The 25,068-nt window shown below is 71.4% G+C and carries 30 protein-coding genes and 1 pseudogene; 23 read left to right on the top strand and 8 right to left on the bottom strand.

What is annotated here, in order from left to right; genetic code table 11:
- Positions 1 to 627 precede the first annotated feature (627 nt).
- From WMF43_RS12150 to WMF43_RS12180, 7 genes are all read right to left on the bottom strand, one after another.
- Positions 628 to 936 (bottom strand): hypothetical protein, encoded by a 309-nt coding sequence (locus WMF43_RS12150; protein WP_437679948.1) that lies wholly within the window; start codon positions 934 to 936, stop codon positions 628 to 630.
- A 249-nt stretch (positions 937 to 1,185) separates the two neighbouring features.
- The gene (locus WMF43_RS12155; protein ID WP_437679950.1) at positions 1,186 to 1,464 is read right to left on the bottom strand and encodes a hypothetical protein; all 279 of its coding nucleotides are present in this window, start codon (positions 1,462 to 1,464) and stop codon (positions 1,186 to 1,188) included.
- A 162-nt stretch (positions 1,465 to 1,626) separates the two neighbouring features.
- Positions 1,627 to 2,403, bottom strand: coding sequence for a hypothetical protein (locus WMF43_RS12160; protein WP_437679952.1), 777 nt, complete (start codon positions 2,401 to 2,403; stop codon positions 1,627 to 1,629).
- Entirely contained in the window at positions 2,400 to 2,915 is a 516-nt protein-coding gene (locus WMF43_RS12165) for a hypothetical protein (RefSeq protein ID WP_437679954.1), read from the bottom strand. The genes WMF43_RS12160 and WMF43_RS12165 overlap by 4 nt, the downstream gene beginning before the upstream one ends.
- A 17-nt stretch (positions 2,916 to 2,932) precedes the next feature.
- Positions 2,933 to 3,484, bottom strand: coding sequence for a hypothetical protein (locus tag WMF43_RS12170; protein ID WP_437679955.1), 552 nt, complete (start codon positions 3,482 to 3,484; stop codon positions 2,933 to 2,935).
- Positions 3,481 to 3,912 carry a hypothetical protein gene (locus WMF43_RS12175; protein ID WP_437679957.1) on the bottom strand — a complete coding sequence of 144 codons (432 nt, stop codon included), beginning with the start codon at positions 3,910 to 3,912 and terminating at the stop codon, positions 3,481 to 3,483. Before WMF43_RS12175 ends, WMF43_RS12170 begins: the two co-directional genes overlap by 4 nt.
- Positions 3,913 to 4,015: 103 nt before the next feature.
- The gene (locus WMF43_RS12180; protein WP_437679958.1) at positions 4,016 to 4,324 is read right to left on the bottom strand and encodes a hypothetical protein; all 309 of its coding nucleotides are present in this window, start codon (positions 4,322 to 4,324) and stop codon (positions 4,016 to 4,018) included.
- 250 nt (positions 4,325 to 4,574) lie between these two features.
- On the opposite strand from WMF43_RS12180, the gene WMF43_RS12185 reads away from it, so the two are divergent.
- From WMF43_RS12185 to WMF43_RS12210, 6 genes and pseudogenes are all read left to right on the top strand, one after another.
- A complete protein-coding gene (locus tag WMF43_RS12185; protein WP_437679960.1) occupies positions 4,575 to 4,859 on the top strand; it encodes a helix-turn-helix transcriptional regulator in 285 nt (94 codons plus the stop codon).
- The gene (locus tag WMF43_RS12190) at positions 4,856 to 5,443 is read left to right on the top strand and encodes a hypothetical protein (protein ID WP_437679962.1); all 588 of its coding nucleotides are present in this window, start codon (positions 4,856 to 4,858) and stop codon (positions 5,441 to 5,443) included. Before WMF43_RS12185 ends, WMF43_RS12190 begins: the two co-directional genes overlap by 4 nt.
- A complete protein-coding gene (locus tag WMF43_RS12195) occupies positions 5,433 to 7,919 on the top strand; it encodes a ParB/RepB/Spo0J family partition protein (RefSeq protein WP_437679964.1) in 2,487 nt (828 codons plus the stop codon). The genes WMF43_RS12190 and WMF43_RS12195 overlap by 11 nt, the downstream gene beginning before the upstream one ends.
- Positions 7,895 to 8,233: a hypothetical protein gene (locus WMF43_RS12200; RefSeq protein ID WP_437679966.1), complete on the top strand. Its 339-nt coding sequence runs from the start codon at positions 7,895 to 7,897 to the stop codon at positions 8,231 to 8,233. Before WMF43_RS12195 ends, WMF43_RS12200 begins: the two co-directional genes overlap by 25 nt.
- Positions 8,234 to 8,429: 196 nt before the next feature.
- Positions 8,430 to 8,555, top strand: a pseudogene (locus WMF43_RS12205) (helix-turn-helix domain-containing protein); the annotation flags it as partial.
- Between the two features lie 327 nt (positions 8,556 to 8,882).
- Positions 8,883 to 9,248: a hypothetical protein gene (locus tag WMF43_RS12210; protein ID WP_437684286.1), complete on the top strand. Its 366-nt coding sequence runs from the start codon at positions 8,883 to 8,885 to the stop codon at positions 9,246 to 9,248.
- Positions 9,249 to 9,603: 355 nt separating this feature from the next.
- On the opposite strand, the gene WMF43_RS12215 is transcribed toward WMF43_RS12210, so the two are convergent.
- On the bottom strand, positions 9,604 to 10,023 hold the full coding sequence (locus WMF43_RS12215) for a hypothetical protein (protein ID WP_437679967.1): 420 nt from the start codon (positions 10,021 to 10,023) through the stop codon (positions 9,604 to 9,606).
- 435 nt (positions 10,024 to 10,458) lie between these two features.
- Between WMF43_RS12215 and WMF43_RS12220 the strand changes: the two genes are divergently transcribed.
- From WMF43_RS12220 to WMF43_RS12300, 17 genes are all read left to right on the top strand, one after another.
- Positions 10,459 to 10,953 (top strand): hypothetical protein, encoded by a 495-nt coding sequence (locus WMF43_RS12220; protein WP_437679969.1) that lies wholly within the window; start codon positions 10,459 to 10,461, stop codon positions 10,951 to 10,953.
- Positions 10,954 to 11,046: 93 nt separating this feature from the next.
- Positions 11,047 to 11,904, top strand: coding sequence for a hypothetical protein (locus WMF43_RS12225; RefSeq protein ID WP_437679971.1), 858 nt, complete (start codon positions 11,047 to 11,049; stop codon positions 11,902 to 11,904).
- Positions 11,905 to 11,917: 13 nt separating this feature from the next.
- Positions 11,918 to 12,379: a hypothetical protein gene (locus tag WMF43_RS12230; RefSeq protein ID WP_437679972.1), complete on the top strand. Its 462-nt coding sequence runs from the start codon at positions 11,918 to 11,920 to the stop codon at positions 12,377 to 12,379.
- Position 12,380: 1 nt separating this feature from the next.
- Positions 12,381 to 13,790, top strand: coding sequence for a hypothetical protein (locus WMF43_RS12235; protein WP_437679974.1), 1,410 nt, complete (start codon positions 12,381 to 12,383; stop codon positions 13,788 to 13,790).
- A gap of 10 nt (positions 13,791 to 13,800) precedes the next feature.
- On the top strand, positions 13,801 to 14,400 hold the full coding sequence (locus WMF43_RS12240) for a hypothetical protein (RefSeq protein ID WP_437679975.1): 600 nt from the start codon (positions 13,801 to 13,803) through the stop codon (positions 14,398 to 14,400).
- Positions 14,397 to 15,080, top strand: a complete 684-nt coding sequence (locus WMF43_RS12245; RefSeq protein WP_437679976.1) for a hypothetical protein — start codon at positions 14,397 to 14,399, stop codon at positions 15,078 to 15,080. The genes WMF43_RS12240 and WMF43_RS12245 overlap by 4 nt, the downstream gene beginning before the upstream one ends.
- Complete coding sequence (locus tag WMF43_RS12250) at positions 15,077 to 15,652, top strand: hypothetical protein (RefSeq protein ID WP_437679977.1); 576 nt, start codon at positions 15,077 to 15,079, stop codon at positions 15,650 to 15,652. The genes WMF43_RS12245 and WMF43_RS12250 overlap by 4 nt, the downstream gene beginning before the upstream one ends.
- 11 nt (positions 15,653 to 15,663) lie before the next feature.
- Positions 15,664 to 16,449 (top strand): hypothetical protein, encoded by a 786-nt coding sequence (locus tag WMF43_RS12255; protein WP_437679979.1) that lies wholly within the window; start codon positions 15,664 to 15,666, stop codon positions 16,447 to 16,449.
- Positions 16,446 to 17,114 carry a hypothetical protein gene (locus tag WMF43_RS12260; protein ID WP_437679981.1) on the top strand — a complete coding sequence of 223 codons (669 nt, stop codon included), beginning with the start codon at positions 16,446 to 16,448 and terminating at the stop codon, positions 17,112 to 17,114. Before WMF43_RS12255 ends, WMF43_RS12260 begins: the two co-directional genes overlap by 4 nt.
- 3 nt (positions 17,115 to 17,117) lie before the next feature.
- Positions 17,118 to 19,139 (top strand): SGNH/GDSL hydrolase family protein, encoded by a 2,022-nt coding sequence (locus tag WMF43_RS12265; RefSeq protein WP_437679982.1) that lies wholly within the window; start codon positions 17,118 to 17,120, stop codon positions 19,137 to 19,139.
- Positions 19,136 to 19,813 (top strand): hypothetical protein, encoded by a 678-nt coding sequence (locus tag WMF43_RS12270; RefSeq protein WP_437679984.1) that lies wholly within the window; start codon positions 19,136 to 19,138, stop codon positions 19,811 to 19,813. Before WMF43_RS12265 ends, WMF43_RS12270 begins: the two co-directional genes overlap by 4 nt.
- Positions 19,803 to 19,994: a hypothetical protein gene (locus WMF43_RS12275; protein WP_437679986.1), complete on the top strand. Its 192-nt coding sequence runs from the start codon at positions 19,803 to 19,805 to the stop codon at positions 19,992 to 19,994. Before WMF43_RS12270 ends, WMF43_RS12275 begins: the two co-directional genes overlap by 11 nt.
- A 12-nt stretch (positions 19,995 to 20,006) precedes the next feature.
- Positions 20,007 to 20,213, top strand: coding sequence for a hypothetical protein (locus WMF43_RS12280; protein WP_437679988.1), 207 nt, complete (start codon positions 20,007 to 20,009; stop codon positions 20,211 to 20,213).
- A gap of 19 nt (positions 20,214 to 20,232) precedes the next feature.
- On the top strand, positions 20,233 to 20,688 hold the full coding sequence (locus WMF43_RS12285; protein ID WP_437679989.1) for a hypothetical protein: 456 nt from the start codon (positions 20,233 to 20,235) through the stop codon (positions 20,686 to 20,688).
- A gap of 389 nt (positions 20,689 to 21,077) precedes the next feature.
- Complete coding sequence (locus WMF43_RS12290; RefSeq protein WP_437679991.1) at positions 21,078 to 21,416, top strand: hypothetical protein; 339 nt, start codon at positions 21,078 to 21,080, stop codon at positions 21,414 to 21,416.
- 146 nt (positions 21,417 to 21,562) lie between these two features.
- Positions 21,563 to 21,778: a hypothetical protein gene (locus tag WMF43_RS12295; RefSeq protein WP_437679993.1), complete on the top strand. Its 216-nt coding sequence runs from the start codon at positions 21,563 to 21,565 to the stop codon at positions 21,776 to 21,778.
- A gap of 972 nt (positions 21,779 to 22,750) precedes the next feature.
- Complete coding sequence (locus WMF43_RS12300) at positions 22,751 to 24,934, top strand: protein kinase domain-containing protein (RefSeq protein WP_437679995.1); 2,184 nt, start codon at positions 22,751 to 22,753, stop codon at positions 24,932 to 24,934.
- Positions 24,935 to 25,068: the final 134 nt, after the last annotated feature.

The raw sequence follows: 25,068 nt of genomic DNA on the forward strand, positions 1-25,068 counted from the left end.
CCGGAGCGCGCGGAGCGGCTGGTCGATGAAGTCGGCGCTCTCAACATGCGTCCGCCAGCGGCTGCGGTCGCTGCGCACGTCCTCCACCGCGAGCTCGCGGTCGTCCAACCAACGCGCGCCCCACGCGCGGAGCGTGTTGGCCTTCTCGGGCACCTGCTGTCCTTGCTGCACGAGCCCCAGCCGGGCGTCGAGCGCCCGTTCCGCCTCCTCGTACGTGGTGCACACGTCCAGCCACGCGCGCCCCCAGCTGCGGGGCAGGCGAGGCCGCCACCGGCCGTCGGGGGTAGGCTCGATCGAGCCGGTGCCGCGGCCTCGGGGCGGCGGCGCGGGCGGGACGGGTAGAGCGCGGGAGGGAGACGAGGCAAGCTCGTGCACGCGAGGGTCCAGCCCGAGCTCGCGCAGGAGGCGACGCGCCCTCGCTCGGCTCAGGTCGTCGGGCGGTAACACAGGCCCGGACACGAGTGGAGCTTTGCTCCGAGCGGCGGCGGTTTGCCGCCGAACCCGCGACGCGCCGGCGGGGGCCGCGCCCTCGCCCGGCTCCGCGCCGTGAGCGGCGGCGAGCTCGGCGTGGAGCGCCGCCAAGCGCCGATGCAGGTCCACCACTCGGCAGCTCACGCGCCGTCCCTCCTACCCAGGGCAGCAGAACAGGTTGGTGGTGGTCTGACGCTCCGGGCAGGGCAACCCCTGCTGCGGCGCCCAGGTGCACCCCGCCTCGAGCGCCTGTTCAGGGACCTTGCAGTCGATTACACCCCACCCGCAGGGGCACATGTCGGGCATGTCGCAGTAGGGCTCCCAATCCCAGCAGGACTGGCCCGGCTCATCGACCGGCTCGTCCTGGGGGCACTCGCCCCCAGCGACGCCGTCCACGATCACTGGAGCGGCGCAGCCGGCCACGGCCAGCGCCACCCACGTCAACGACCACGCTCCGCAACGCATTGCCGCCCTTTCTCGTGCGCGTCGCCGCAGATCCACACCTCCCGGCCGCGCTTCCACGCCCACACCCAGCCGCTCTTCAGCGCGGCCACGTAGCCGCGCCACTCCCAGGCCCGCCCGCATTTCGAGCACGACACCACGCGACGCTCTGGCTGCGCCCACATCGCGGCGTAGCCCAGCCGCCCGGCCCGTCGGTCGCGCCGGCGGCGCGCTGCCTCGCGGCTCCACCAGGCCACCGACACGCCCTCGGCGTCACGGCACCTTCGGGAGGAGTCGACGCATCGCCCGGTGGCGCTCGTTCAGGCCCTCGTAGATCTTGAAGTGGCGGCCTCCGGGGCGCGCGCTGGTCATGTTCGCCCGTTGGTGCATCGCGACCGCCTCGCGGATCGCGCTCAGCGCCGCCTGCCACGCCCTTTTCGAGCGTTCGGTGGGTTTGGCGTTCTCGTACGCGGTCGCGAGCTTTTCGGCCGCAGCGGTGAGCTTGTCGGCCTCCGCGGCGTAGTCGTTGTACACGTCAAGCGGCTTCCCCATGTCGTCTTAACCCTCCACCAGCCGTGGCCTTCGCGGTCCCCTCGCAGGGGAGTCACCACCCGACCAGCCACACCGCCGCGCGCACCACCATGGAGAGCGCGGCCAGACCCAACGCGTACGACGTGACCCGCAGAACGAACTCGACCATAACGCTTCCCCCTTTCACTTCTCGCCGCGGTACCGCAGCCGGACTGCCGAGCGGTCCGCCGACACCACCACCTCGCGCGCGGCCTCGAGCCGGCGCAGGGACTCCTCGAAAGCGGCCACGCTTGCAGCCTTGCCGACCTTCTCTCTCACGCGCCCCACCAGGTACTTCCGGTCGGAGACGTTGCCCTTGCTCAGGGCCTTGAGCGCGCTCAGCACAGCGTCGTCAGTCGCCCGCTCCTCGGGCGTGCGTCGCGAACGCTTCGTCGGCTCGGGGCTCTCTTTGGTCTGCTGCGCCGACCCGGCGCGGGCTCCAAAGACGGCAGCCTCCAGGCGGTCGACGCGCTGTTCCACGTACGGGCCGCGGCTCGGGAGCGACTCAGGCGCGGCCGCTGGTGCTCTCGAGCTGCGCGCGGCGCTCGCGCGCTCTGGGGCCGGCTTGGCGGCGCGGCTCCGCTCCACCCCGGCGGTGGCCCGTGGAGGAGCCGCGCGGAGGTCGTCGATGCGCACGAAGTGCCACTCCGTGCTCAGGTGCGTGACCGCGCTTTCTTTCACCATCTGGGCGGGCATCACCTCGACGAGGTCAGCCCTGCTCAAGTCGACGAGCCCTTGACGCTGGCACTTCAGCACCTGTGCCTTGAAGTCGGCGGGCTTCAGGCCCCGAAACTCAGGCTGCTTGCCGACCTCCGAGATGAAAGCCTTGTGCTCGCCGAACGTGCCCGGTGCTTTGGTCCGGAGCATGTCCGCGGCGACCGCGTTGACGGTCCGCGCGAACGCCTGGAGGTCGGCGGTCACGCGACCCTCCCCTCGAGCCCCGTGGCGCGCTTCTCCCCGAACGCGCACACGCAGCTGCACGGCGGGGTGCAGTGGTCGTGCTCCCTCGCCGAGCACGAGCCGCACCAGCCGCCAGCAGCGCGGGGGTTGGGCGCCAACGCCAGCTCCCAGAAGGCGTCCGGGTCCTCAGACGTTGGCCGCGCGAGCAAAAGGTGCCCCTCCGGCGTCGTGTGGAGCTCCCTCGCGTTCGGCGTGCGCGCGTCCAGGAGCGTGCCCTCGCTCTGGAATGTCACCGCGTAGAGGCCCCCGCCCGCCGGCGTCACGCGGAGCCCCAGCGCCGCGAGCGTGTACGGGTCTCTCACGTAGTAGACGCCCCGTGCGCCAGAAGCCGGCGGCGGAGCGTCGGCACCCGTCGGCAAAGGGGCAGCCGCCGAGGGCGGGTCGGCAGCAGCGGGAGCGCGGCCGCGGTGGAGCCCCCACAGAAGGGCGATCAGCACGACTACAGCGAACACGGTGAGCACGTCGGACAGCATTCCTTCCTCCTCGCCGGTCAGGCCGGCAGCGACAGCAAGACCAACCCCGAGGCCTCCGCGTCGGGAGGCCCGATCTCTTCCGGCGGCGGCGCGGGCTCCGTCGCGGGGTGCGCCTCGTCTTCCGCAGGCGGCGTAGGCGCGAGCTCTCCGCGCGCGATCGCGCGCCCAGCCACCCCCTCGTCGGCGAGGCGCCGTCGGAGCTCGTGCGCGAGCAGCTCCCCGAGCTGTGCCCACTCCGCCGCGCTGAGCTCCTCGCTCCAGGGCGCGACGTCGCCGCCGGCGCGCAGCTCCGTCACGTCGAGGCACGCCTCCACCCGCCGCCACCCGCGACGCCAGACGAGCAACGAGGCCTTCGCGTACGGCGGCGGTGGCCACTCGCCCTCGTCGCCGCGTCGACGCCCGCAGGCCAGCAGCCCGACCAGGTCGGCCCACTCCGCCGCGCTGAGGTCCTCACGCCACGCCCCGACGTCTCCCCAGCGCTGGAGCTCCGTCAGGTCACACGCGACCCCGAGAGGGCACCAGCGTCCGTCGCGACGGACGTCGAGGATGCAGGCCAGCGCGGAGATCACGGCGACTCCCCGCGCAGCAGGTAGCTCGCCACCTGCGACCACTCGTCCTGCCGCACCGGTCCGACGACGCCCTCGAGCTCGGCACGGATGGCCGCGACCGCGGCGGTACGGGCGTGGTCCGGCAGCGCGCTCACGGAGCGCAACGGGAGCGCGCAGCGGAAGCGCGCGCCGCGCTCCGCGCTCGTGCGCTCCAGCAGGTCGAGAGCGAGGAGCAGCACGTCCTCGAGGCGCTGCGCGACCTCGAACTCCGCCAGCGCCGCGACCGCCAGCGCCTGCTCGGCCGACGGCTCGACGTCGACGGCGCACGTCTTGCGGCGCTCGAGAGCGGCGTCGGCCGCCGCTTCGAGGCGTCCAAGCCACGCCGCGAGCCACTTCGCCGTGGCGATCGCCTCGGTCAGGTTTCGCGGTGCAGCTAGCTCGACTTCCACTCGCCCAATTATCGCTATAGTGATTGAAGAGTCAACGGCCGTTTTACACTTTTGCGATTGAAACGAGCGCGACCGTTCGCCGGGTCGCGTCTGTAGGACGCTGTCAGGAGCCCGGGACCTTGCGGCGGACGCCCGTGTTCTTCGGGGTCGCCTCTTCGGGCGAGTCCAGCAGCTCTCGCTCCCGCAGCTTCATGCGGTTCGCCCACCACAGCGTCGAACGCGCCGCCACCGCGTCGGTCACCTCCTCCTCGAGGACGCTGTTGATGGCGGCGTCGTGCACGCCGTCCTCCCGGGCGAGCTCGGCCGCGGCCGCCCGGCGGCGCTGGGGATCACCGGGCAGCTCCCGCGTCCGCCCCACGATGGCGTCGATCGGCTGCTGCGAGTAGCGCGCGACGTGCTCGAGCAGCTTCATTCCCGCCCCGCGAGTGCCCCCCAAGAACTCGTGGAGTAGCGACTGAGACAAGCCCAACCGCCGCGCAGCAGCCGTGACGTTCCCCTTGAAGTCGCGCTCCACGAGGTCGCGCACGAAGCGCCGAGCGGCTTCGTTGCGCTCGGGCTCCAGAGCTTTGTTGCGCATCTCCTCGCACACTACGCGCCGAGGGCACCACTATCGCGAAGCTGAGCTTGACCTCCACGATCACTATCGCTATAGCGTTTGATGCGTGACGAAGGAACCTCCGGAAGCCGCTGAGCGACGCGCTCCTGAGCTGCTCTACGAGTGGCGGCTCCGGGCTGGCTTAACGCAGGCGGACGCCGGCAACCGCGTCGACGTGGCTCAGTCGACGTGGTCAGACTGGGAGGCTGGGCGGAAGTCGCCGGGGGTCGCTCAGGCAGTGGCCCTCGAGCGGCTCACCGAGGGGCACGTGCCCGTTGCGACGTGGCCAGCTCGCCCGCGGCGGAGATCCCGAAGAGCGGGCGCCGCGGCGAAGCGGGGGCGCGATCGGTGAGCGCTGCGCGCCCAACGCGGAAGAAGCGCTGGAGCGAGGAGGCGCGCTGCCTCGCGTACGCGCTCGCGAAGCACGCGGCCACCAACGCAAGCTTCTGGAGCTACCTGGCGGCGGAGTCGCTGGCACGTGTCCAGGAGACGCCCCACGTCGCCCTCGCCGCGTGCGAGGTGAGCTCGGGGTGGTGGGAGGACTACCGGCGCTACAAGGCGCTGGCGAACGAGTGGGACGCGCTCGCCGTGGCGGTGAACGGGCTGCTCGCTGACCGAGGGGCTCCGCCTGGAGCCGAGGACGTCGACGTGTTTGCGCTCTGGCGGGAGCTCCAGGAGCGCTCGTCGGCGCGGCGCGCGGAGCAGATGGAGGCCGCGCGTGGCGCGGAGAACGTGTCCGGCAGCTCGGAGGGCGGCCAGGCGCCGCCGCAGCCCGGTCCCGAGGAGAGGAGCCGGCAGGCCTGCGAGCCGGCGGGCGCTGCGCGCGGGCCGCGCGGCGCCTCAGGGCCCCCGGATGAACAACGGCCCGGGGGTGCAGCACCACCGCCCGGGCCTGAGGTCACACCCTTGGACAGGAGCGACGCTGATGACGACTAGCATCGTTTCCGCGGCGGAGGCACTGGCAGAGCCTTCCGACCGCCAGATTTTCAACTTGCCGTGCGCGCGCATCCGGCCGTCGCCCACGCAGCCGCGCACCGTAGGGCGCGACGGCGCGGACCTGGTCGACTCGATCCGAGAGCGCGGCGTCCTCGAGCCGATCTGCGTGCGGACGCTCGAGGGCGGGTGGTTCGAGCTCGTCTACGGCGAGCGGCGCTGGCGCGCTTCGATGGCCGCCGGGCGCGACACCGTGCCCGGCGAGATCCGGGACGACCTGAGAAACGACGAGGTCGTGTACGATCAGAACATCGAGAACGCGAAGCGGCTGGACGTGGGGCCGCTCGACGAGGCGCGCTCGTACGCGCTGTTGCGTACGCGGTTCGGCCTCGCGTCCGACGTGATCGCGCGGCGCGTGCACAAGAGCGAGCGCCACGTCCTCCAACGGCTGCAGCTCCTGCGGTTGCCGTCCCCGGCGCAGGAGGCGCTCACGGAGGGCAAGCTCCACCTCACCCCGGCGCTCGCGATCGCGGGCCTGGAGAGCGAGGCGGACAGGCTCGCGGCGTTCGCGTTCGTGCTGCCCGAGGGCGCGGACGAGAGCCCGTACCCGCCGCGCGCCGCGCGGCGCGCGGTGGAGACGCGCTTCCACCTCCGGCTCAGCGAGGTGCAGTGGAACCGCGACGACGCCACGCTTCTGCCCGACGCCGGCAGCTGCACGCGCTGCCCCAAGCGGTCGGGGAACCAGATCGCTCTCTGGGCTGAGGGCGACGAGGCAGATCGGTGCACGGACCGGACGTGTTTCGAGGCGAAGGGCGCGGCCCACTGGCAACGCGAAAGGGCGGCGGCGGAGCAGCGCGGCCAGGAGGTCCTCGAGGGCGCCGCTGCGAAGGAGCTGTACCCCTACGGCCACTGGCTGAGCGGGAAGGCGTCGCGCCGCTACGTCGAGCTCGACGAGCCCTGCCACGAGCTCGCCCTGGGCGAGCTCGATCAGCAGGCCGCGGCGCCGGGCGGCGGTGACCTGATCGACGACCTGGAGGAGCTCGGCCGAGGTGCGGCGCAGGGCCCGGCGCCGACGTGGCGCGCGGTGCTGGGCGACAACGCGCCGGCGACGACGGTGGTCCGCGACGCCGTGGGGAAGGTCCACCACCTCGTCGATCGCCAGGCCGCGCTCGCGCGGCTCCGGGGGCCGAAGGAGGTCCCGGCGAGCTCGCCACCGACCCCACCACCGCCAGAGCCACCGCAGGCGCCGGCGCAAAGGCGCGGAGGCGCCGAGACGGAGATCTGGCGGTCCGCGGACCGTAAGGCCTGGCTGGCGGCGCTCGCCGCGTTCGCTGACGCTGCCGCGCGCGGGCGCGCGGGAGCTGCCTTCTGGCGCTTCTGCGCCGCGCTGCTCTTGAAGATCCTCGACCCGCCGGACCTAGACGTCGTGTGCGAACGGCGCGGGCTCCCCGTGTCGGGGGCCGTGGGGCAGGAGCGCCAAGAGGCGATGGCGGCGGCGCTGCTCGGGGACGTCGGCGCGATGACGGAGGGAGCGGCGCGCGGCCTCGCCGTCGAGCTGCTCGCCCTTGGGCACTGGACCGCGGGGAGCGCGGGGTTGCGCGACCCGGAGTCACCGGCGCGCGACATCGCGCGGTTCTACAACGTCGACCTCGAGCAGCTGCAAGAGGCCGCGCTGCAAGAGGCCCAGGCGGAGGCAACGGCCACCGCGGCCCCGCGTCGGCGCAAGCGGAAGCGCGCGCAGGACCACGTCGAGGCGCCGCCGGCCGACCCGTCGCCACCGCGCGCGTGTGCTGGCGGGTGCTGCGGCGCCGCCGCCCTGGCCAGGGAGCTGCCGGGCTGCGAGGTGTGCGGCTGCCGCGCCGAGCCGGGGACGTGCTCCGTCTGCGCCGACGTCGTCGACGTCGTCTTGGAGGTCGTCTCCAGCGCGGAGTACCCGATAGAGGGCGAGGTGCTCGCCACCGTTGAGCACCTGGGTGCCGACCCCCGGATCGCCGCGCTCGCTCTGCCGGTGCTCGTTGCACGGCAGCGGCTGCGGCTGGGCGGCGACGGCCGTTACGAGCTCGTGCGGAGCTCGTCGGCCTGCGCCAACGGCTGCTGCACCTCCGCTGCTGTCGCCGTGCCCGCCGGAGAGGCCTGCGAGCTGTGCGGCTGCTGGGACGAGCCGGAGCGGTGCGACACCTGCGCCAGCTTCGTCGAGATCGTGGTGGGGCTGCTCTCGCACGCGCGGCTCGACCCCGAGGAGCTCGCGGTGCAAGCCGTGGGGGAGGGCGCGACCTCGGAGTGGCTGGCGCGCGCGCTCCCGGTGCTCGTCGCGCGGCGTGAGGTGCGCGCCGCCGCCGACGGGCGGTACGAGCTCGTGCAGCCTCCGTTGCTCGACACGCGCGCCCCGACGAGGACGGAGTCTGGTCTGCCCTGCGCTCGGCTGATCGCGGGCCTGGAGGGCGAGGCCGATCGGTGCGCGCTCGCGGGGTCGCCGTGACGGGCGCGCTGGAGCCGCGGCGGCCGCTGGCCGACGACCTTGGCCCTCGCGAGGCGATCCTCGCGCTGGCCAAGGGGGCCGCGAACCCCGACGAGGAAGAGCTGCTCACGGCGTGGGCCGACAAGGTCGAGGCGGATCCGGCGGTGGTGTCGTGCGCCGCGGCGGTCTCCGGCTTGTACTGGCACGCGCAGGGACCGGACTACGCGGAGCGCGAGCAGCGGTGTCGCGACGCTGCCCTGATCGCGCAGGTCGCGGCCGACGCCCACCGCGTGCAGCGCGCTCTCCTCGCGCGAGGAGCGATCGGGTGCGGGTGAGGGCGGAGTGAGCGCGAACACGGCAGCTCTGAGGCGCCGGATCGTGGCGGGCGCGCTCGCTGTCACGGCAGCGGCGGCGCCTGCGCCGGTCGGTCGCTGGGAGTTCGAGCGCGCGCTGGATCGCTGTCCGACCGTGCCCGGCTGGACGGCTCAAGCCGAGGTCCTTACCGCGCTGACCTTCACGCAGCGCTCGCTGGTGCGCGCCGTCGCGAGCTTCGCCGACTCCCGCACGGGCAGTTGCTTTCCCGGCTTCGATCGGGTGGCCGAGAGAGCCGGGTGCTCCAGGACGACCGTCATTCGTTCCGTCGCCGTCCTGGAGGCGCTCGGGTTCCTACAGGTCACCCGCCACTCCCAGGAGCACCGCTCCAACGTCTACCAGCTGGCGGTTCCAGCTTGGCTTGGGGCCGTCGGAGCCACCGGGGGCGTCCAGCCACCACCGCGCCTGGAGCCGCCGGCGGCGCCCGCTCCCGCCCCGTCGCCGCCCGCGCCGAGGCCGGCCGTTGCTCAACCGCCGCCCGCCCCGTCGCCGCCCCCGACGACCGTACCGGGCCTTCGGGCCGCCGCCAGCAGCGCCCCTGCGGCTCCTCCGCCGGCCACCTCGGCACAGGACCGCAGCAAAGTCCCGCCTGCCGTCGCGGTACACCGCACGTTGGTCGAGCTCGAGGCCGAGCTCGGGCCGATTTCGTCTCAGGAGCTCGCCGGCGACCTGTGGAAGGTCGGCCAGCGGTACAGGAAGCCGCTCGCCGCCGTGTTGGCGGCCCTGCACGAGGGCGCGGAGCTCCTCGGGCCCCAGCGCCGCGTCCGCGTGGTGCCCCCGGAGGAGGTCGTCGACCGTCTGCTGCGGTACGTGCGGAAGGTCGACGCGTCGGCGACGCCGCCAGCAAAGGCGGTTGAGCCGCCCCCTGCTGCGGAGGGGGCAACGCCGCGGGCCACCTACTCTCAGGAGGACCACGTCGCCCACGCTCGGCGGGCGCTGGACTTCGTGCGACGCCTGCCTGGCGCCGACACGAGCTAGCGCCGCCCGGGCTGCGGCGGGGACGGCAACGCAGAGGGGGGACCAAGGCCGACGTGCGCCCGCACGCCGGCCTTTCGCGCTCAACGCGGTGAGGTCTCTCACACCCGGCCGCCGCAGCGTGCCACTTTGGCGACCCGCGCCCGCCCGGACGTCCAAATCCCACGGCCGGAGGGTAGCCCGAGGACTCTGGAGCTCCGCGCAGGAGCCCCCGGCTCTCACGCCAGTGGCCCGAGGCCCACAGTTCAGTGGCCCGCCGCCCCGCTAACACTCAGGAAGTTCCAAGGTCAGCGAGAGCGGCCAGCCGCTCACACGCGCCCGGTTGTGGTCTCCTCTCAGGAAGAGTTCGCCCGGCGCCCTACGCGGCCGCCGTGGCCTGCTGAAGCAGCGGCCGCGGCGGGGCCGCCGCCACTACGGAGATCGCTGCGAGCTCGCTTTGCGCCGGCACGGCGCTGTCGCTGCCACCCCGTCGGCGGCGGCGCCGCGTCGACCCGCCGCCCGACAAGCGCGCCGCCTCGAGGACCTGCGCGAGCTCGCCGCGCACCGCGCCGAGGGCGATGAACTGGCGCGCGCCCAGGTGCATCGCGGCGAGGCGCGCGTTGGGCAGGAGGGCCTTCCACGCACGGGCGAGGTTGTCCGCTCCCACCTTGTGGTTCGACCCGCACACACAGTGCTCCGGAAAAAGGGTGTCGAGCTGACCCGCTGTGAGCTTGCTGATGGCCTCACCGCGCGTCGCCGCCGTGCCGTCGAAGCAGGCGGCCACGGCCTCCATCGACAACGCAGTGCGACCTTTGACGCACGGCCGGCGGGACGACCAGAAGAACCCGTCCCGGCAGACAACGTGCGGGTCGGACGGGGCTTCACCAGGAAACGAGCGACACGGCATACGCGACCTCAACAAGCATAGTACCAGAGCCCACGCAACTCTCACTGATTTTCGCGCGCGAGCTCTCACCGGTGAGGCCGCGGAGCGGTGAGAGGTGAGTTTGTTTCCAGTCGGATCCGCTCTGGCGGTGGCGGTGCCGGCGTGGCTATTTCGGGAGGCGAGCGACGGCGCGAGGTCGACAGGGACGACGCGGCGCCCGTCAAGCGATCTCGCGCCGTCGCCACGACGGCGCGCAGCCGTTCATTACAACGTCACCAGGGGAGCGCTATGCCGGGATCAACGGCTCTCACGCGTGGTTCTACTTCGATCGTCCGCTCTGGCGGCGGCGTGGGCCGGGGCCTCGCCCGCGCGGCGCGCGGGCTGGCCACCGCCGGGGGCGCGTTCCGGAGCAAGGTGAAGAACGCCGGCGCGCTGCTCCGGCAGAACACGGCGCTGCGCTCCGCGTTGGTGAGCGCGGACCCGCAGACGATCCCGAAGGTGATGGCGCAGGCCGCCCCCAGCATCGGTACGGCGCTGGTGCTCAGCGCGGCCGACGCGTCGGAGACCGGCCAGGCGATCGAGGACGTGATCAAGGTCTCTCCGAGCGCGGCCGCGCTCGCCCTGACGCTCGGCGGCGCCATGCTGGTCCGGCGCGGTCGCTTCCGGCGAGGCCTCATCAAGACGGCGGTCGGGGCGGCGCACGCCCTGGCGTGCCGCGTCGGCTCCCGGGTTCCCGCCGCGGTGACCGCGGCGCTCCACGAGGCACCGAAGACGAGCGGCGTCGAGAGCCACGACCACGAACACCAACACGAGCACGGCGCGCCGCAAGACGGCGGGACCTGAGCTCGACAGCGTCGATCGGACTCCTGGGTTCACGCGCGCCCCGTCGGCGCGAGAGGGTTACGTGCGCCCGCTGGGCGAGAAGGGGTTAAACAAGTGAACGAGAAGCACAGTGTCGAGGTCGGGGCCGTCGTCCAGCTGGGGGCGGCGTTCGATGAGGTCGCGGAGTTGCTCGCGGGCGTCGGCGTGGGCGCCATCCCCAAAAGCAAGTCCGCGCTGTCGAACCTGCTGAAGAAGGTCAACGCGGCCCAGACGAAGATCCAAGCGGTGGAGCGGAGGGCCACGGCCAACCCGCAGCTGCGGTTCGCGCTCCCGGCGATCAAGGTGGCGAAGCAGGGCACGAGCGCGCTCGCAGCGGCGATGAACGCGTCGACGGCGCTGCGGGTGCGGCAGACGGCCGACTACCTCCGCCAGCCGACGCACGTGATCCCGGTCTGCATCGACGCGCTGGCGACCGCCACCGAGTCGGCGCTCATCACCATCTCCGCGCCGCACTCCGGCCAGAGCTGGAGGCTGGTCGGGATCGGCGTCACGAACACCGCGACGGGAGGCGTGAGCCCCCTGCGCTTCACCAGCTTCAAGATGGCCGGCGTCGAGCACGTCGTCACCAGCAACGTGGCCTTCGCTTCCGGCGCTCCCACGTCGCCGGGTATCGACATCAGCGTCTTCAACTACCAGAACTTCGCTCACGCTTCGCTGCCGGAGTTCCGTTACCGCCCCTGGGCAATGAAGAATGGCGCGCTCCGCTCGGACGCGAAGATCGAGTTCAAGATCTACAACCCGCACACCGCGGGGCAGAGCGGCAACCTCTCGTTCTTCGTCCAGAGCAACCCGTGCGGGGACGACAGCCAGTACTCGACCGACCGCGGCGGCTTCCTGGAGTTCAACTCGACGCAGCACAAGAGCTTCCTCAAGAGCCTCATGAACGGCTCCCTGTTCAAGCGGGTCGCCTGAGAGGGGGGGCGCCGTGCTCGTCGAGGTCGACACGAGCCTCCGAGGCGTCTGTGAGCTGCTCGCCGCGCTCTGCAGGCTGAACCTGCTGGACGCGCGGCGCGACGAGCGGATCGCCGCGGAGCTCGTGCGCCGGTGCACGGCCGCCCCCGGCGAGGGGTTCCGGTACCGGCTGGACCGGGGGTCTGACGTGTGGAGCACGTTCGCAGTGCTGCTCCAGCGCACCGCCCCGGGGAAGCCGGTCATCTCCGATTGCGAGGACCAGACCGCGGCGTACGGCGCGGCGATTCTCCTGCTGGAACCCAGGGCCGAGGTCGAGGCGGCCATCACACAGCCTCGACCCGGGCAGATGGCGCACGCCTATCTGTTCGTGCAGGGCGAGGTGTGGGACCCGAGCGTGCACAACGGCATGAAGGCCCCCCCCGACCACTTCTATTCGAGCGGTGAGACGGTGAGGGTGCCAGTCGCTACGAGGTGAGGTGACCGTGCTCGGTAAGATCTTGGCTGGCCCGCTGGGCAAAGTGGTGCTGGGTGGCCTCGTGACGGGGGTGGCGGGCGCGATCGCGGAGCCGCTCGTGCAGCGCGGTCGCCGGTTCGTCGGGGAGCTCGGCGGCTTCTCGGGAGGGGGAGTCGGGCGCGTGTCGCCGCGGACGCTCAGCGACGCCAGCCGCGTCGCCGAGGCGGTCGCCAAGGGGGCGGCGCAGGGCGCTCTGGCCCTCGTGGCGCCGGCGGCGGCGCTGGCGACGCACGCGGTGAAGGCGAGGCCCGCTCCCGCCGCGCCGCCGGAGGAGCAGAAGGCGTGCGCGTGCCAGACCGGCGGCGCGAAGACAGGTGGCTGCGCGTGCCAGACCGGCGGCGCGGAGACCGGTTGGTTCGGCGACGAGGCGAGGCGGCAGCGGGATCAGGGCCGGCGAGAGAAGCACCTCGCGCAGCTGCGCGAGAAGAACGCGAAGAAGCAGGCCGACCGCGCCCGCGAAGAGGCGAAGCAGGCGAAAGCCGAAGCGGCCGCGCTGAAGGACGCTGAGGCGCGCCGGCTCGCTGACCAGCGCCTGAAGGACATGGAAGCTCGCATCCGCGCGAGCGCGAAGCGTGCGGAGGGGAGCCTGCGCCGAGAGCTGGCGAAGCGCGCGGAGACGACGGAGGCGCTGCGACGTCGGCTCGATGAGGTCAGCGCGGAGCAGGTCAAGAAGGTCGCGACGGAGCCGCCGGAGTGGCTCAACACAGTGCTCGAGAAGATCAGCCAGAAGGAGGGCGCGAGCCCGGGCGCGGCCGCGGTGATGCCCGCGGCGCCGCCGCCGTTCTGGTACGCGCCGCCCTACCCGTCGCCCTACGCGCCGCCGCCCGCGTCGCCGTACCCGTGGCCGTCTCCGCAGGCTGCCGCCCCGGTCCAGCAGGCCGCGGCCGACGACGAGGAGATCGACCCGATGGCGCTCGCGGACCTGTTCGCCGCCGACGCGATGGCCGGCATCGACGAGGACGTGGAGGAGCTCTCGCGCGGCGGGACCGGAGGTGCCGCCTCGGAGGAAGAGCTGGACGAGTTCGCAACCGACGCCACCGGCGAGTACGAGGGCGACGACGACGAGGAGGACCTCGCCGGCGAGTACGAGGGCGACGACGACGAGGAGGACCTCGCCGGCGAGTACGAGGGCGACGACGACGAGGAGGACCTCGCCGGCGAGTACGAGGGCGACGACGACGAGGAGGACCTCGCCGGCGAGTACGAGGGCGACGACGACGAGGAGGACCTCGCCGGCGAGTACGAGGGCGACGACGACGAGGAGGACCTCGCCGGCGAGTACGAGGGCGACGACGACGAGGAGGACCTCGCCGGCGAGTACGAGGGCGACGACGACGTGGGCGGCGCGCCTGGGTGCGCCTGCAATCTGTGAGGGAGGCGCCGTGCGAGCCTTCATCCGCTTTTGCAGCGCGCTCGCGGGCCTCGAGCCGCCGGTTCAGGTCGGCTTCCGCTCGGTCCACCCGGAGGCCGGCGGCTGGAACCCGTTCGGGCCCAGCGACGACGCTGAGCGTCGGTACGCGGAGCTGCTGAGCGCCTGGGCGGAGCTCGAGCAAGCCGGAGTGCCGGACCGCTACCCGCACCTGCGTCGCCAGAGGGAGTTCTGGGTCGACTTCAAGGCCCGTTGGGAGGCCGGCGATCCGGACGTCACGCAGCTGACCGCCGCGGAGGCCGACGCGCGCACCGCGCGGGCGTACGTGCGGGAGCACCGGCCCGACGACCCGCGCTTCGCGCAAGCGCGCGACCCTCGCGGGGGCGACATCGAGGACGCCAGAGCCTCGCTGCGCGCCGCGGCCGCCGTCGACCGCGGGGCGAAGAACGCGCGGGACTTCGCAGCGGACGCGGCGAGAGCGGGCTGGGAAGCGATCCCCTGGTGGGTGAAGGCCGGGACCGCCGCCGCCGTGGTCGGCGCCGGCTACGTCGCAAGCCGCGTCGGCTCAGCCTACCTCGACCTCTACACGGGGCGACGGAGGGTCTACCGGTGAACCGAGTGATTTCGATCGGTGTGGTCCGAAAGCGCGCCCGCAAGGCCGTGGACACCCTGCGCGTCGCCAACCTCGATCCGGACGAGTTCACCCGGTTCTCGTGGGCCCCCGGGGCTAGTGAGCCGCTGCGCGAGATCTCCGAGGACGAGTTTTTCCAGGAGGACGCCCCCGCGGGCGTCTACACGTTCGAGCTCCTCGACGAGGAGGGGAATGCGCGAGAGAAGATTTCAGGCGCCAAGCTCGAGCTGCGCGCGGAGGATGCTGAGCAGCGGCCGCATTCGCTGGCTGACGTCGCGCGCTCGGCGAGCATCCTCGTCAACAACGCCGCGGCGGAAGCCGAGAGAGCCGCTCGGCGGCTGAAAGACGAGGAAGAGCGCGTCGACAAACTGCGGGAGCTGCTCGGGCTGAAGGACGACCGGATTCGAGAGCTCGAGTCGGAGAACGCGGAGCAGGCGCGGCGTATCGAAGAGCTGGAGTCGGACGACGACCTGGGCGAGCTCGGCGAGGTCCTGCGGGAGGTCCTCGTCCAGTGGCTCGGCGAAGCGCCGACCGACCAGCACGCGCAGGCGCTCGAGGTGGTCCTCGAGGTGATCCGCCGGTCCGCGGACGTCCAGCGCGCCCTCCAGCTCGCCGGAGCGGGCGAGTCGCTCAGGCTCCTCGGGATCGGGGGGCCGTCGTGATCCGCGGGTGGACGTCGGCGACGGTCTCGGACGTCGGGATCACGGTGTGCCGAGGGGACCTCGTCACGCCCAGGATCTCCGGGATCGTCGGAGAGGACGAGAAGGTCGAGGCCCGCCCCGTCCACGTGCGTTACGAGCCGCACGAGGGGGGCGGGTCCGCGCCGGCCCACAACGTCGGCGGCGAGACGGACCCGAACAACGACCCCGTCTACTACGAGCTCGACCTGGCGCCCTTCTGGTGCCCCTTCCCGGGCGCGGTGCGGCTCGCCGGTGGCGGCGGGCAGGCGCAGTACACCGTCCGTTTCGAGCGGGTCCGCTGCGTGCCCGAGTCGCGAGCCGGTGAGCACACCATGACCTTGCGCGACGTCGACGCGGCCGTGGCCCTGCCGCGCGGGACGTGGGCAGTCCAGGCACTGGCCGAGTCCGACGCCACCTTTCGGTTCGCCGGGGAGCAGGCGCACCTTGCGTTGCCTGCGGGGCTCGTGGTGCCGCTCGGAGGGCTGTCCCTGGGCACCGTGGAGGCCACGAGCCTCTCGATCCGGATGCTGATCTGCCACCTGAGGATCGGGTGAACCCGCTCAGCGTGGCCGTGCTCGCGCTGGCCGGCGGTGGCGCGTTCGCGCTCTGGCGCCGGCGCGCGCTGTTCAGCGCGCGCAGCGAGCGCGCGCGCCAGATCGCGCGCACGACGCCGGCGCCACCGCTCCCTCCCGGCTGGGAGGGCTGGGCCGGCGCGCGCCCCGAGCCGGGCGGGTGGCCCCAGGACACGATCCTCGCGCTCCCGGGCCTGGAGCGCCTCACCCCCTCCGCCAGGGCCGCCCTCGTGGATCTCTGCGCCGAGCTCCGGATCCCCGTCGACTCGATGGCGGTGGTCATAAGCCGGGAGTCCGGGTTCCGGGCCGACGCCCTCAACCCGCTGCCGGCAGCGGGGCTGATCCAGCTCACCACGGGAGCCCGGCTCCCGGGGTTCGACTCCGAGACCCGTATTCGCGAGATCACGACGTGGAGCGCTGAGCGTCAGGTGCGCTGGGTTGTCGGCCCGTTCTACCGGCGCCTGGCGCGCCGTGCAGCGGGCGCCAACCCGGCGGAGCTGTACATGCTCAACTTCCTTCCCGGCGACGCCGGGAAGCCCTTGGACTTCCGGCTGGGTGACCGTGAGTCGGAGGAGTCTTTTCGTCGGAAGGTCTACGAGTGGAACAGCGGTTTCGACAAGTCGCAGCCGAAGCGCGGCTACTTCACTGTCGCTGATGTCCACCAGGCGGTGCGCCGCAGCGCCGCAGGCGCCGGCGGGAAGCGCATGACCCTGGACGGCACCGTGATCACCATTTCTCGTTCCGCGGTCCCGGAGACCAGACAGGAGAGCGTAGCATGAGCCTGAGCGCGATTACCATTGACGTGCCGACCTCGGCTGGGGGCACCGGCGCCGCCGCGGACGCCTCCGAGCTCGGCCAGGCGCGGGAGTTCGTGATCACCGGCGGAGCGGAGGGACACACCGTGCTCCTCCAGGGCAGCAACGACGGCGTGAACTGGGCGGACCTGGGCCGCTACCGTGTGAGCTCCGGCGCAGCCGGCACGAAGTACCAGGTCAACGACGGCTCACCCTACTACCGCGCGAAGCGGGAGACCGGCTCCACGGCAATCGTCTTCTCCGTGAGCGCCGCCGAGCTGGCCGCGAGCTCCAACGCGTCGGGCAGCTCCAGCGTGTCGGGCAGCGTCGCCACGAGCGACGCGACGCCCACCGCTGTCGCGAGCTACACGCCGTCGCAGGACGGCTCCTACGGCCTGACGGGGATGTTGATCGGGCGGAGAGTCTCCGACGGCGCGACCTTCGTCCAGCACTTCGTTGCGGCCGCAAAGCGAGTGGGCGGCACCGTTACCGCAGTCGGCGCCACCACGTCGGCCTCGCCCGCGGACAGCAGCTTCAGCCCGGCGGGCGTGACCCTGGCCGTCTCCGGCGGCGCCGTGCTGGTCCGCGCGACGGGCGTCGCCGCAACGTCAATCCAGTGGCAACTCCACGCCACCGTCGGGAGGGCCTAGCACGTGCCGAACAAGGCTCTCTACCCGGTGCCCCTGTCCGATCACGCCGCCAGCGGGGCGGGGGTCGTCCTCGCCTGGTTGGGCGACAGCAACGGCGTGGGCTACCCAGCCTCTCAGGAGGCAGCGACGGGCTCTCGCGTCGTCGTCCAACGCGCCCTGATCGCGCACGGCATCCCATTTCGGATGGTGGGCCGGGGTTTCGGCGCGCTGAACGGCACCGGCCAGCAGTGGGGGCGGTACCCGCTCACCGAGGACCTCCACGACAGCCCCGCGACCGGGCTGTGGGACTGGAGACACAACTGCTACACGGGCCGCCGCCTGGTGAAGACGACGACCGTTACGGGCGTGAACACCTCGACCGGGACCATCACCGCGCCAGGGCACACGCTCCTGGTCGGCGACCCGTTCTACCTGACATCGACCGGCGCAACACCCACCTACGCCGTCGCGCAACAGCTCGTGTACGCGGCGACGGTGAACGGCAACGACATCCAGCCGGCGCAGTACGAGGGGGGGTCGGCGATCGGTGTCCTGACCGCCGGGTCCGGGACCATCACGCTGTGCGAGGGCCTCGCGGACATGCTCCCGGCCATCGTCGCGTCGTGGGACGCGACCCCAACGGACGTCATCGTCATGGGTGGAACGAACGACGTCATCGCCTTGATTGACGCCGGGTCGAGCGAGGCTGACGCGCTCGCTGCGTGCAAGACGCGAGAGCTCACGTACGAAGCTCTCTTGGACAACTACTGTCCTGGCGCGAGGAAGTACAGGTGGTCGGTCATGCCCGTGACGTCGGGCGTCACCAACCAGGCCGCGAAGGAGAGCGTTCGATCCCAGCTGAACACGTGGCTCGCCAGCGAGGCCGTTCCCGCGCGCGGCGGCCTGTGGACCTTCGTCCACGCGACCGCACGGATCGGCGCGCCCCAGATGCAGGGTGACGGGCTGCACCCTTACCGAGCCGGCTACCAGCTGATGGGTCAGGACGGCGCGCGTCCGATCATCACAGCGGTGGGTCAGGGGCCCGTGGACGAGCGTTTTCCTCAGCCGTTCGTGCGCCGCCAGCCACAGGCGTGTGTGGAGCTGCGCGCACCGACTGACCGCATCGCCTTCCCAGCTCAGCCCGGGCTCAACCCCGGTGCCAACGCGTTCTTTCTGCGCGTTGACTTCATGCCGTTCGAGGTATCCTCGGGCACGAGGGTAATAGCGCAGCTCGAGAGCCCGTACAGCAACGGCATGCTCCTCGCGGCGCGCAACTCGAACGTCGTCTTGTACTGGAAGAGCGCGTCGCCGTGCATCCCGGTGTCGAACTTCACTCCGGGGCTCCAGCGCTTCAGGCACTCGCGACTCTTCCTCTTTTGCGATCCCGCTGGGCACGCGGCGGTCTTCGCGAACGGCCAGTTGCTTCAGCGCGTCCAGACCACAGCGGCTGCGATTACATCTTCTGCCGGGCTCTACCTCGGCGGTGTCGGCGGTCTGGACTGCGCCCCCGGGCTATATCAGAGCCTCATCTTCGGCCACGGGGCCGGCCTCACGATCGAGGCCGCGGCGCGCATGGCGTGGAGGGACTACGTACTTGGTGAGGACCCGACTGGAACCACGGCCAAGTTCGATGTCTCGGAGGGCACGGGTACCGCCATCGGCGGGAAGGTGGTCGGCTCCACGGCGGCCACGCTGACCGTTTCTACGGGTGGCTGGGTCGCCGGCGGTCGATACAAGCGGCCGTGGGATGAGGGCTACGTGCGCCCCGCGATGGACCAGCAGCTGCGGACCATCACCGGGGCGTACCAAGTGGCCCGTGACGAGTACGTGAAGTACTCCGCCGGCTCGTACAACCTGATCCTCCCGGACGCCCAGGGGAACACCGGCGCTCGGGTGATCCTGGCGGAGGTGGGGAACAGCAGCACTCCGACCACGATTCTTGCGAAGGGCGGTGAGACGGTCGAAGGCGGTGCGTCTCTGGTCGTCAGCACCCCGCTCGCGCGGACGCGGCTCATTTGCGACGGTCTCAACTGGAGCACCTGGTGACGCGTCCCGCTGCCGTGCCTGACCTGTGGTTCCCGGCCGCGATCGCGGCGGCGGGCGCGCTCTGGTGGTGGTTCCGGCGGCCGGTGGCGCTGCCACGCCCCGGCCTCTCACTGCGACAAGAGGCGGTGAGCCTCGTCCGCCGGTTCGTGCCGTCCGACACGGGAGACGCGGCGTTCGAAGAGATCGCCAAAGACTACGGCGGCAAGGGCACGACGTGCGGGTACATCTGTCACTGGCTGCTTTGGCGGATCGGCTGTCGAGACGCGACGGTCGTAAACCGCAACGAGCCAGGCGACGGGCTCACGTACCGGCCCGCGCGGAACATCAGCATGCTTCGATGGAACACCTATTTTCGAGTCGCGAGCCGCGACGCGCGGCCTGAGCCGGGCGACATCTACCTGGTCAGCGACGGCCCGCCGCCGACGGAGCACGTGGGCGTGGTCTTGGACGTCGCCGGCGACGTGTGGACGACCGCCGACGCCGGCCAGCCGAATGTGCGCGGCGAGCAGTGCGCGCGCCTCGTCAAGCGGCGGCTGCGCGCGGACGGGGCGCTCGAGCGCCTCGACGGTGCCTCGCCGCCGCGACGTCTCCAAGGCTGGCTCGACCTCGAGCGCGTCCCGCGCTCCGCGCCCGCTCGGCTCGACGGTCCACGGGAGGTGCACCATGTCTCGTGAACCGGTCGACGACCCCGAGGATCTGCCCGCCGAGGACGGCGCGCCCGCGTCGCCAGCGCCGGCGGCCACGCCACCGGCGCCGGCGCGTCCGCCGCCCGAGGTGCCGGACATGGTGATCCTCGTGACGAGCCCGGCGCGCCGGCTCGGCTCGGCGCTGCACTGGACTCCGTTGGTCATCTAGCGAGGACGACGAATGAAGCGAAGAACGGTGCTAGGGGCGAAGCGGCTGGTGGATCTCGCTCAACAAGAGGGCTTGTTGCGGGGCCGAGAGGCGCGCGCGGTGTCGCGCCTGGCCGAGGTGGCAGCGCGCGCGGTCGCGCTGGACGTCTACCTCCTGGCGGTCGCCAACGGCCGCGCGCAGCTGAAGGACGCGGCGATCCGGGTGCTCGTCAGGGACTAGCCGGAAAAGGGAGAGCGCGATGGATGAGAGAGAGTCGGTTTTCTGCGAGACGGTGCGACTCGTGCTCGAGACGGTGGGCCGGTGCGTCGACGTCGACGAGGTCACACGGTGGTCGGCTGACGAGCGCCGAGAAGCGTTCGACTGGGCGTTGGAGCTGCGCCCGGTCCCGATCTTCCCGGTCCCCATGAACGAGCCGGCGCGAGTCCGCGCCCTGGACCGCAACGCCCTGGTGCAGGTCGAGTGCGTGGTGGAGATCCTGCGGGACTGCGTTCCAAGGGTCCGGGCCGTGCACCCTGACGCCGGCGAGTGCCTGGAGGCGTTCCTGGAGGGCGCTCGGGAAGGCCTGGCGGCGTTCAGGTTCTGGGCGGCGCTGTTCCGGCAGCCGCGAGCCGCCGCGGTGGGCCGGAGCTGCTGTGAGCGGCGCCCCTGCGGCGTCGAGGCCTCGGCGGCCGCGCCGGCGTCGAGGCCCGCGTGAGGCGCGAGGGCCCGGCGGACTGGGTGCGCGTTATTCCCGTAGACCGACGAGGGCCGCGCGCGTCAGCTGGGTGGACGGTGCGCGAGGCCTGGATGTTCGGGGGCGGGATCGTCGCAGGGTCGGTCGTCGCCGCGGTAACCCGCGCGGTGGTGACGGCCTACCGCGCCCGGTCGGGCGCCTCGGCGACCCGAGCCCGCGCCGATCGCGTGGACGTACCGCCGACGCCCGCCAGGGCGCCGGCAGCGTCGCCGGCGTGTTGCAAAGGGGGCCGGTGAGGCTCCCGACGAACGCGGTCCGCGCGCTCGCCGGTGGCGCGCTGCTGGCGAGCTGCGTGATCCCCGACAAGGACCGGAGACAGCGGCGCGCCGCCGCTGTGTAGGAGGAAGACCATGAACGTCGAACTAGCCACGTTGATCGTGCTGTCATTCGGGGGCGACCCGGGGAGCTGGACCTACGAGTGCTTCGCGCGCGCGGCCGCGCTCTTCGCCGAGACGATGACGGCGGACGAGGTTCGCGCCGCGATCGCCGCGTACGCCGGCTTGGGCGTCGAGCAGCTCGCCGGCGCCCCCGGCAGCGCGGAGCGGTACGCGCTCGAGCGAGCGGAGGCCCACCTGCAGGAGACGATGACCCTCGACCAGGTGGTCCTCACGCTCGCCGACTACGCCGGCATCCCGCTCGAGTTCGCGGCCGCCGAGATCGCGCGGCTCAGCGCCCCGCCCGAAGGCTGAGCCGCACCAGCGCTCGCCGAACCGCCCCTCCCCACAACTAGCCCGCCGGGCGCCGGCCTGGACGTCCAGTACCTCGCCCAGGAGCCGGGAACGCCTGCTACGCTGCGCCCGTGCCGACGCGACGAGTCCCCCCGGATGCAGTTTGGTTGGGGCGTGCCCTCGGGCTAGACCTCACAGACCCTCTTATCGCAGCGTGCTTCTTCGACGGCGTGCGCGCCGCCGACGAGTTCGCCGCGGAAGAGGAGGAGCGCGCCGCGGCGCGCAGCGAGCCACCGGGCTGCGCGATCGTGCAGAACGAGCGCCCCCTGTTGAGCGGCGCGTTGCTCTCCGAGCGAGGGGAGAAACCACGGTACCTGCCGTGATCAGCGCGCCGTAGCTCGCCCGCGAGCGCCACCACGTCGACGGACCTCAAGCGGCACCCTCGTCGGCCGGCTCGCCACCCGCGGCGGTGTCGAGCGCCCGCCCGGCGCGCACGAGCTCGGCGAGCGCGTCCTCTACGACGCGCCACGCCCCCGGCCCGCCTGCAGCCACGGCCCGGAGAGCCTCGACGCCCCGCCGGGACAGGCCCACGATCGTCCCACGCAAGGCGCTAACGTCCGGAGACTCTTGCGGTTGCGCAGGCCTTCCTAAACCGTTGGTCGGACGTTCGAGTCGTCTCGGGGGCGCCAAGGATCTCGCGGAGGTGAGACCAGCCAGGAACCGCTGGTCGCCGCCGTGGCGAAAGCCCGCTGCGCTTCGTGGTGCTCTCGCGTCGGCGAGCCGCGCGCCGAAAGTCCTCGGGATTTTTGAACGCTGCATCGCGCCGGCAAGCGCGGCCCCAGGCTCGCTTTGTAGAGCCTCCGCCCAGAGCCCGCGTCCGCTTGGCAGCCGTCTCGCCCTGGCCGACCGGGGCGCGCCGTGATGCGCGCGAGGGAGCCGGCCGTTGTCGACCCTCCCGCGTACCGATGAACACCAACATCCGGTCAAGTTGCCGCGTCGAGCGCGTAGGCGCGGTAACCAGTGCCTACCTGCCGAGCTGAACCGCCGCACGCACGACTCGCCGCGGCCATGCTGGTTGCCCACCCCCGGCTCTGTGAGCGAGCCACCCACCGACCCGTTCGCGCAGCCTGGTGATGTGCGCGAAACCTGGGTCGACGGCCTGACTCATGGCCGCTCCAAGCGCGCCGAGACCGTTCCGGACAGTTACGGAGACAGCGCCATGGCGCGGGCGGTTCGAACCCTACGAGGGCTCGGTAGACATGCCTGCATGGTCGTGGCACGAGAGCGGGAGCGAGCGCCCTATACATCCATTCAGATCCCCACTATACTCTTCCCCGATTCTAACATTGAGCACCATGCCAGCACCTCTCAATGTATTTTACTCGTATTCATCGGAAGACTCCGCGCTCTTCCGAAGGCTAGAATCCCACATCATCGGCCTGGAGCGCGAGGGGCTGATCCGAGGCTGGCACGCCGGCCTCGTCGGGGCGGGTGAAGATGGGAGGGCTGCTGCTGCCGAGCACCTCGACAACGCGGACATCATCCTGCTCCTGGTCACCGCCGAGTATCTTGCCAGCCGTGCTTGTGCGCGCGAGGCAGAACGCGCCCTCGAGCGAAGACGGGCCGCTGGCGCTCGCGTCGTGCCAGTCCTCGTCCGCGCGTGTGATTGGTCTGGAGCGCCGTTCCGGGCGCTGAGCCCCCTGCCGAGCAATCAGGTGCCCGTCACCAGCTGGAGCAACCCGGACGAGGCATGGACCGACGTGGCGCGCGGCTTGCGCACGCTCCTCTCGCGCGCCATCCCGACCGAACCCGAGCCGAATTATCCGGACGCTCACACGCGTGTGCTCAGCGAGCAGATCGCACGCGTACGTGCCCGGAAAGCCGCCCTCCGGGAACACGGCGCCGATACGAGCGCCTTGGATCGTGAGATAGCCGACCTTCGCCGCCAGCTCAGGGAGGGAGGGCTTCGTGAGGGCGACACCCTGGGCGACGAACGCTACCTGCTCCTGAACAGGCTGGGTCATGGGGGGTTCGCGGTCGTATGGAACGCCTACGATCGCGTGCGTAAGGAGCGGGTCGCGATCAAGGTGCTGCACAGCCACCTCGCCGGCGATACGCTGCGCCGGGAGCGCTTCTTTCGCGGCGCACAGAAGATGGCGGAGCTCGTGCACAAGAGCATCGTGCGCGTGATTGAGACGCGCGGCGAGGAGGGCGGGCATCACTACTTCGTGATGGAGCTCGTCGAAGGAGAGGACCTTCGGCAAGCCGTGCTCAAGCAGGCGCTTGGCCGCGAGGCCATCATCCCCATCGTCCTCCAGGTTGCAGATGCGCTCGGCCACGCTCACGCGAAGGGAATGATTCATCGAGATGTGAAGCCGGCGAACATACTGATCGGTAAGACGGGTATCCCGAAGCTGACCGATTTTGATCTGGTGGCTGACGCGGACACCACCGGCGGTACCAGGACGGGAGTGCTCGGGAGCGTGATCTATACGGCGCCGGAAGTCCTGGAGAAACCCCAAGACGCCGATCCGAGGTCCGACGTCTATAGCCTGGCCGTGACGGCCGCGTTCGCGCTCCATGGCGGCGATCTGCCTCTCACGGCGGTGGCCCGCGTCGGACGGTATATAGATAAGATGGACTGCGATGAGCCGATCAAGCGCGTGCTGAAGATCGCGGCCGCATTGGACAAGAATGAGCGGTACAAGGACGCGGCGTCATTGTACAGAGCCCTCAAGCAGGCCATGGAGCCTGCTGCGGCGCAAGGAGGCGTTTCGCGGCCCTGCGGACCTCACGCGACGATCAACACCACGCGGAGCGTGGACGCCGGTCGCACCAGCGGAGAAGATGCGCTCGCAGGATGGGCTGGAGTGTACGAGTATATCGAAGGAATGCCGGCTTTCGTATGGTGCCATAGCGTCGAGATAGCGTGCTCTCAGGGGGGCGATTACATCGCTCGTGTCGAGGAGTCTGGTTATCAGAGCTGTGCTCGATTTGTCGGCGCTGTGCGGCTCATCGGACCGGATCGTGTGCGGATCGAGTTCGTGGGTTATGGGGAGGGCAGCATCAGTCATCCCACCCTGGAGCGCGGAGCGTCGCTTCTGGAGCTCGAACGTGATGCGGATGGGTCGGTCGACTTCATATGGGGTGCTCTTAAGCCCAGCATCCCTCCACCCCTCTCTTATGTCGGTTCCCCGTCAAGTGACTTTCTTGCGGACCGGGAGATCGGAAGGCGACTTCGCTACCTGCTCGAAGATGACTACGAGCGGCTCGTCGATTGCGACCACTTCGTCGAGCCGATAGGCAGGGATGGCCCATGGCTCGTCCTCGGGGGCCAATGTCATCACCGGGCCGGAGAACGTCGATATTACGCCCTCTACGACATGAAGAGCGACAAGATGCACCTGCTCCTCTATGATGGGACTGAACACCGAATTGACGTCTGGAGCGAGAGCTGGTGCACGCTCCCGTCTCAGCTCTCGGTTCACCTGGAAAACATCAATGTCGAGTCGAAGCTGCCGGTGAACTGGCACCGTTGACGCTGCCGCTCGTGCGTAAGACACGCGCGCTGAGCTCCGGCTCGGGCGCGACGTGGTGCCGCGCTGCGACGATGTTCTGCCCTAGTCGACAAGCTGGGCATCGACTCGTTGACGCCCTCCACGTCCTGCGCGTC

This window comes from Sorangium sp. So ce131 (assembly GCF_051519095.1).
GTDB lineage: Bacteria > Myxococcota_A > Polyangia > Polyangiales > Polyangiaceae > Sorangium.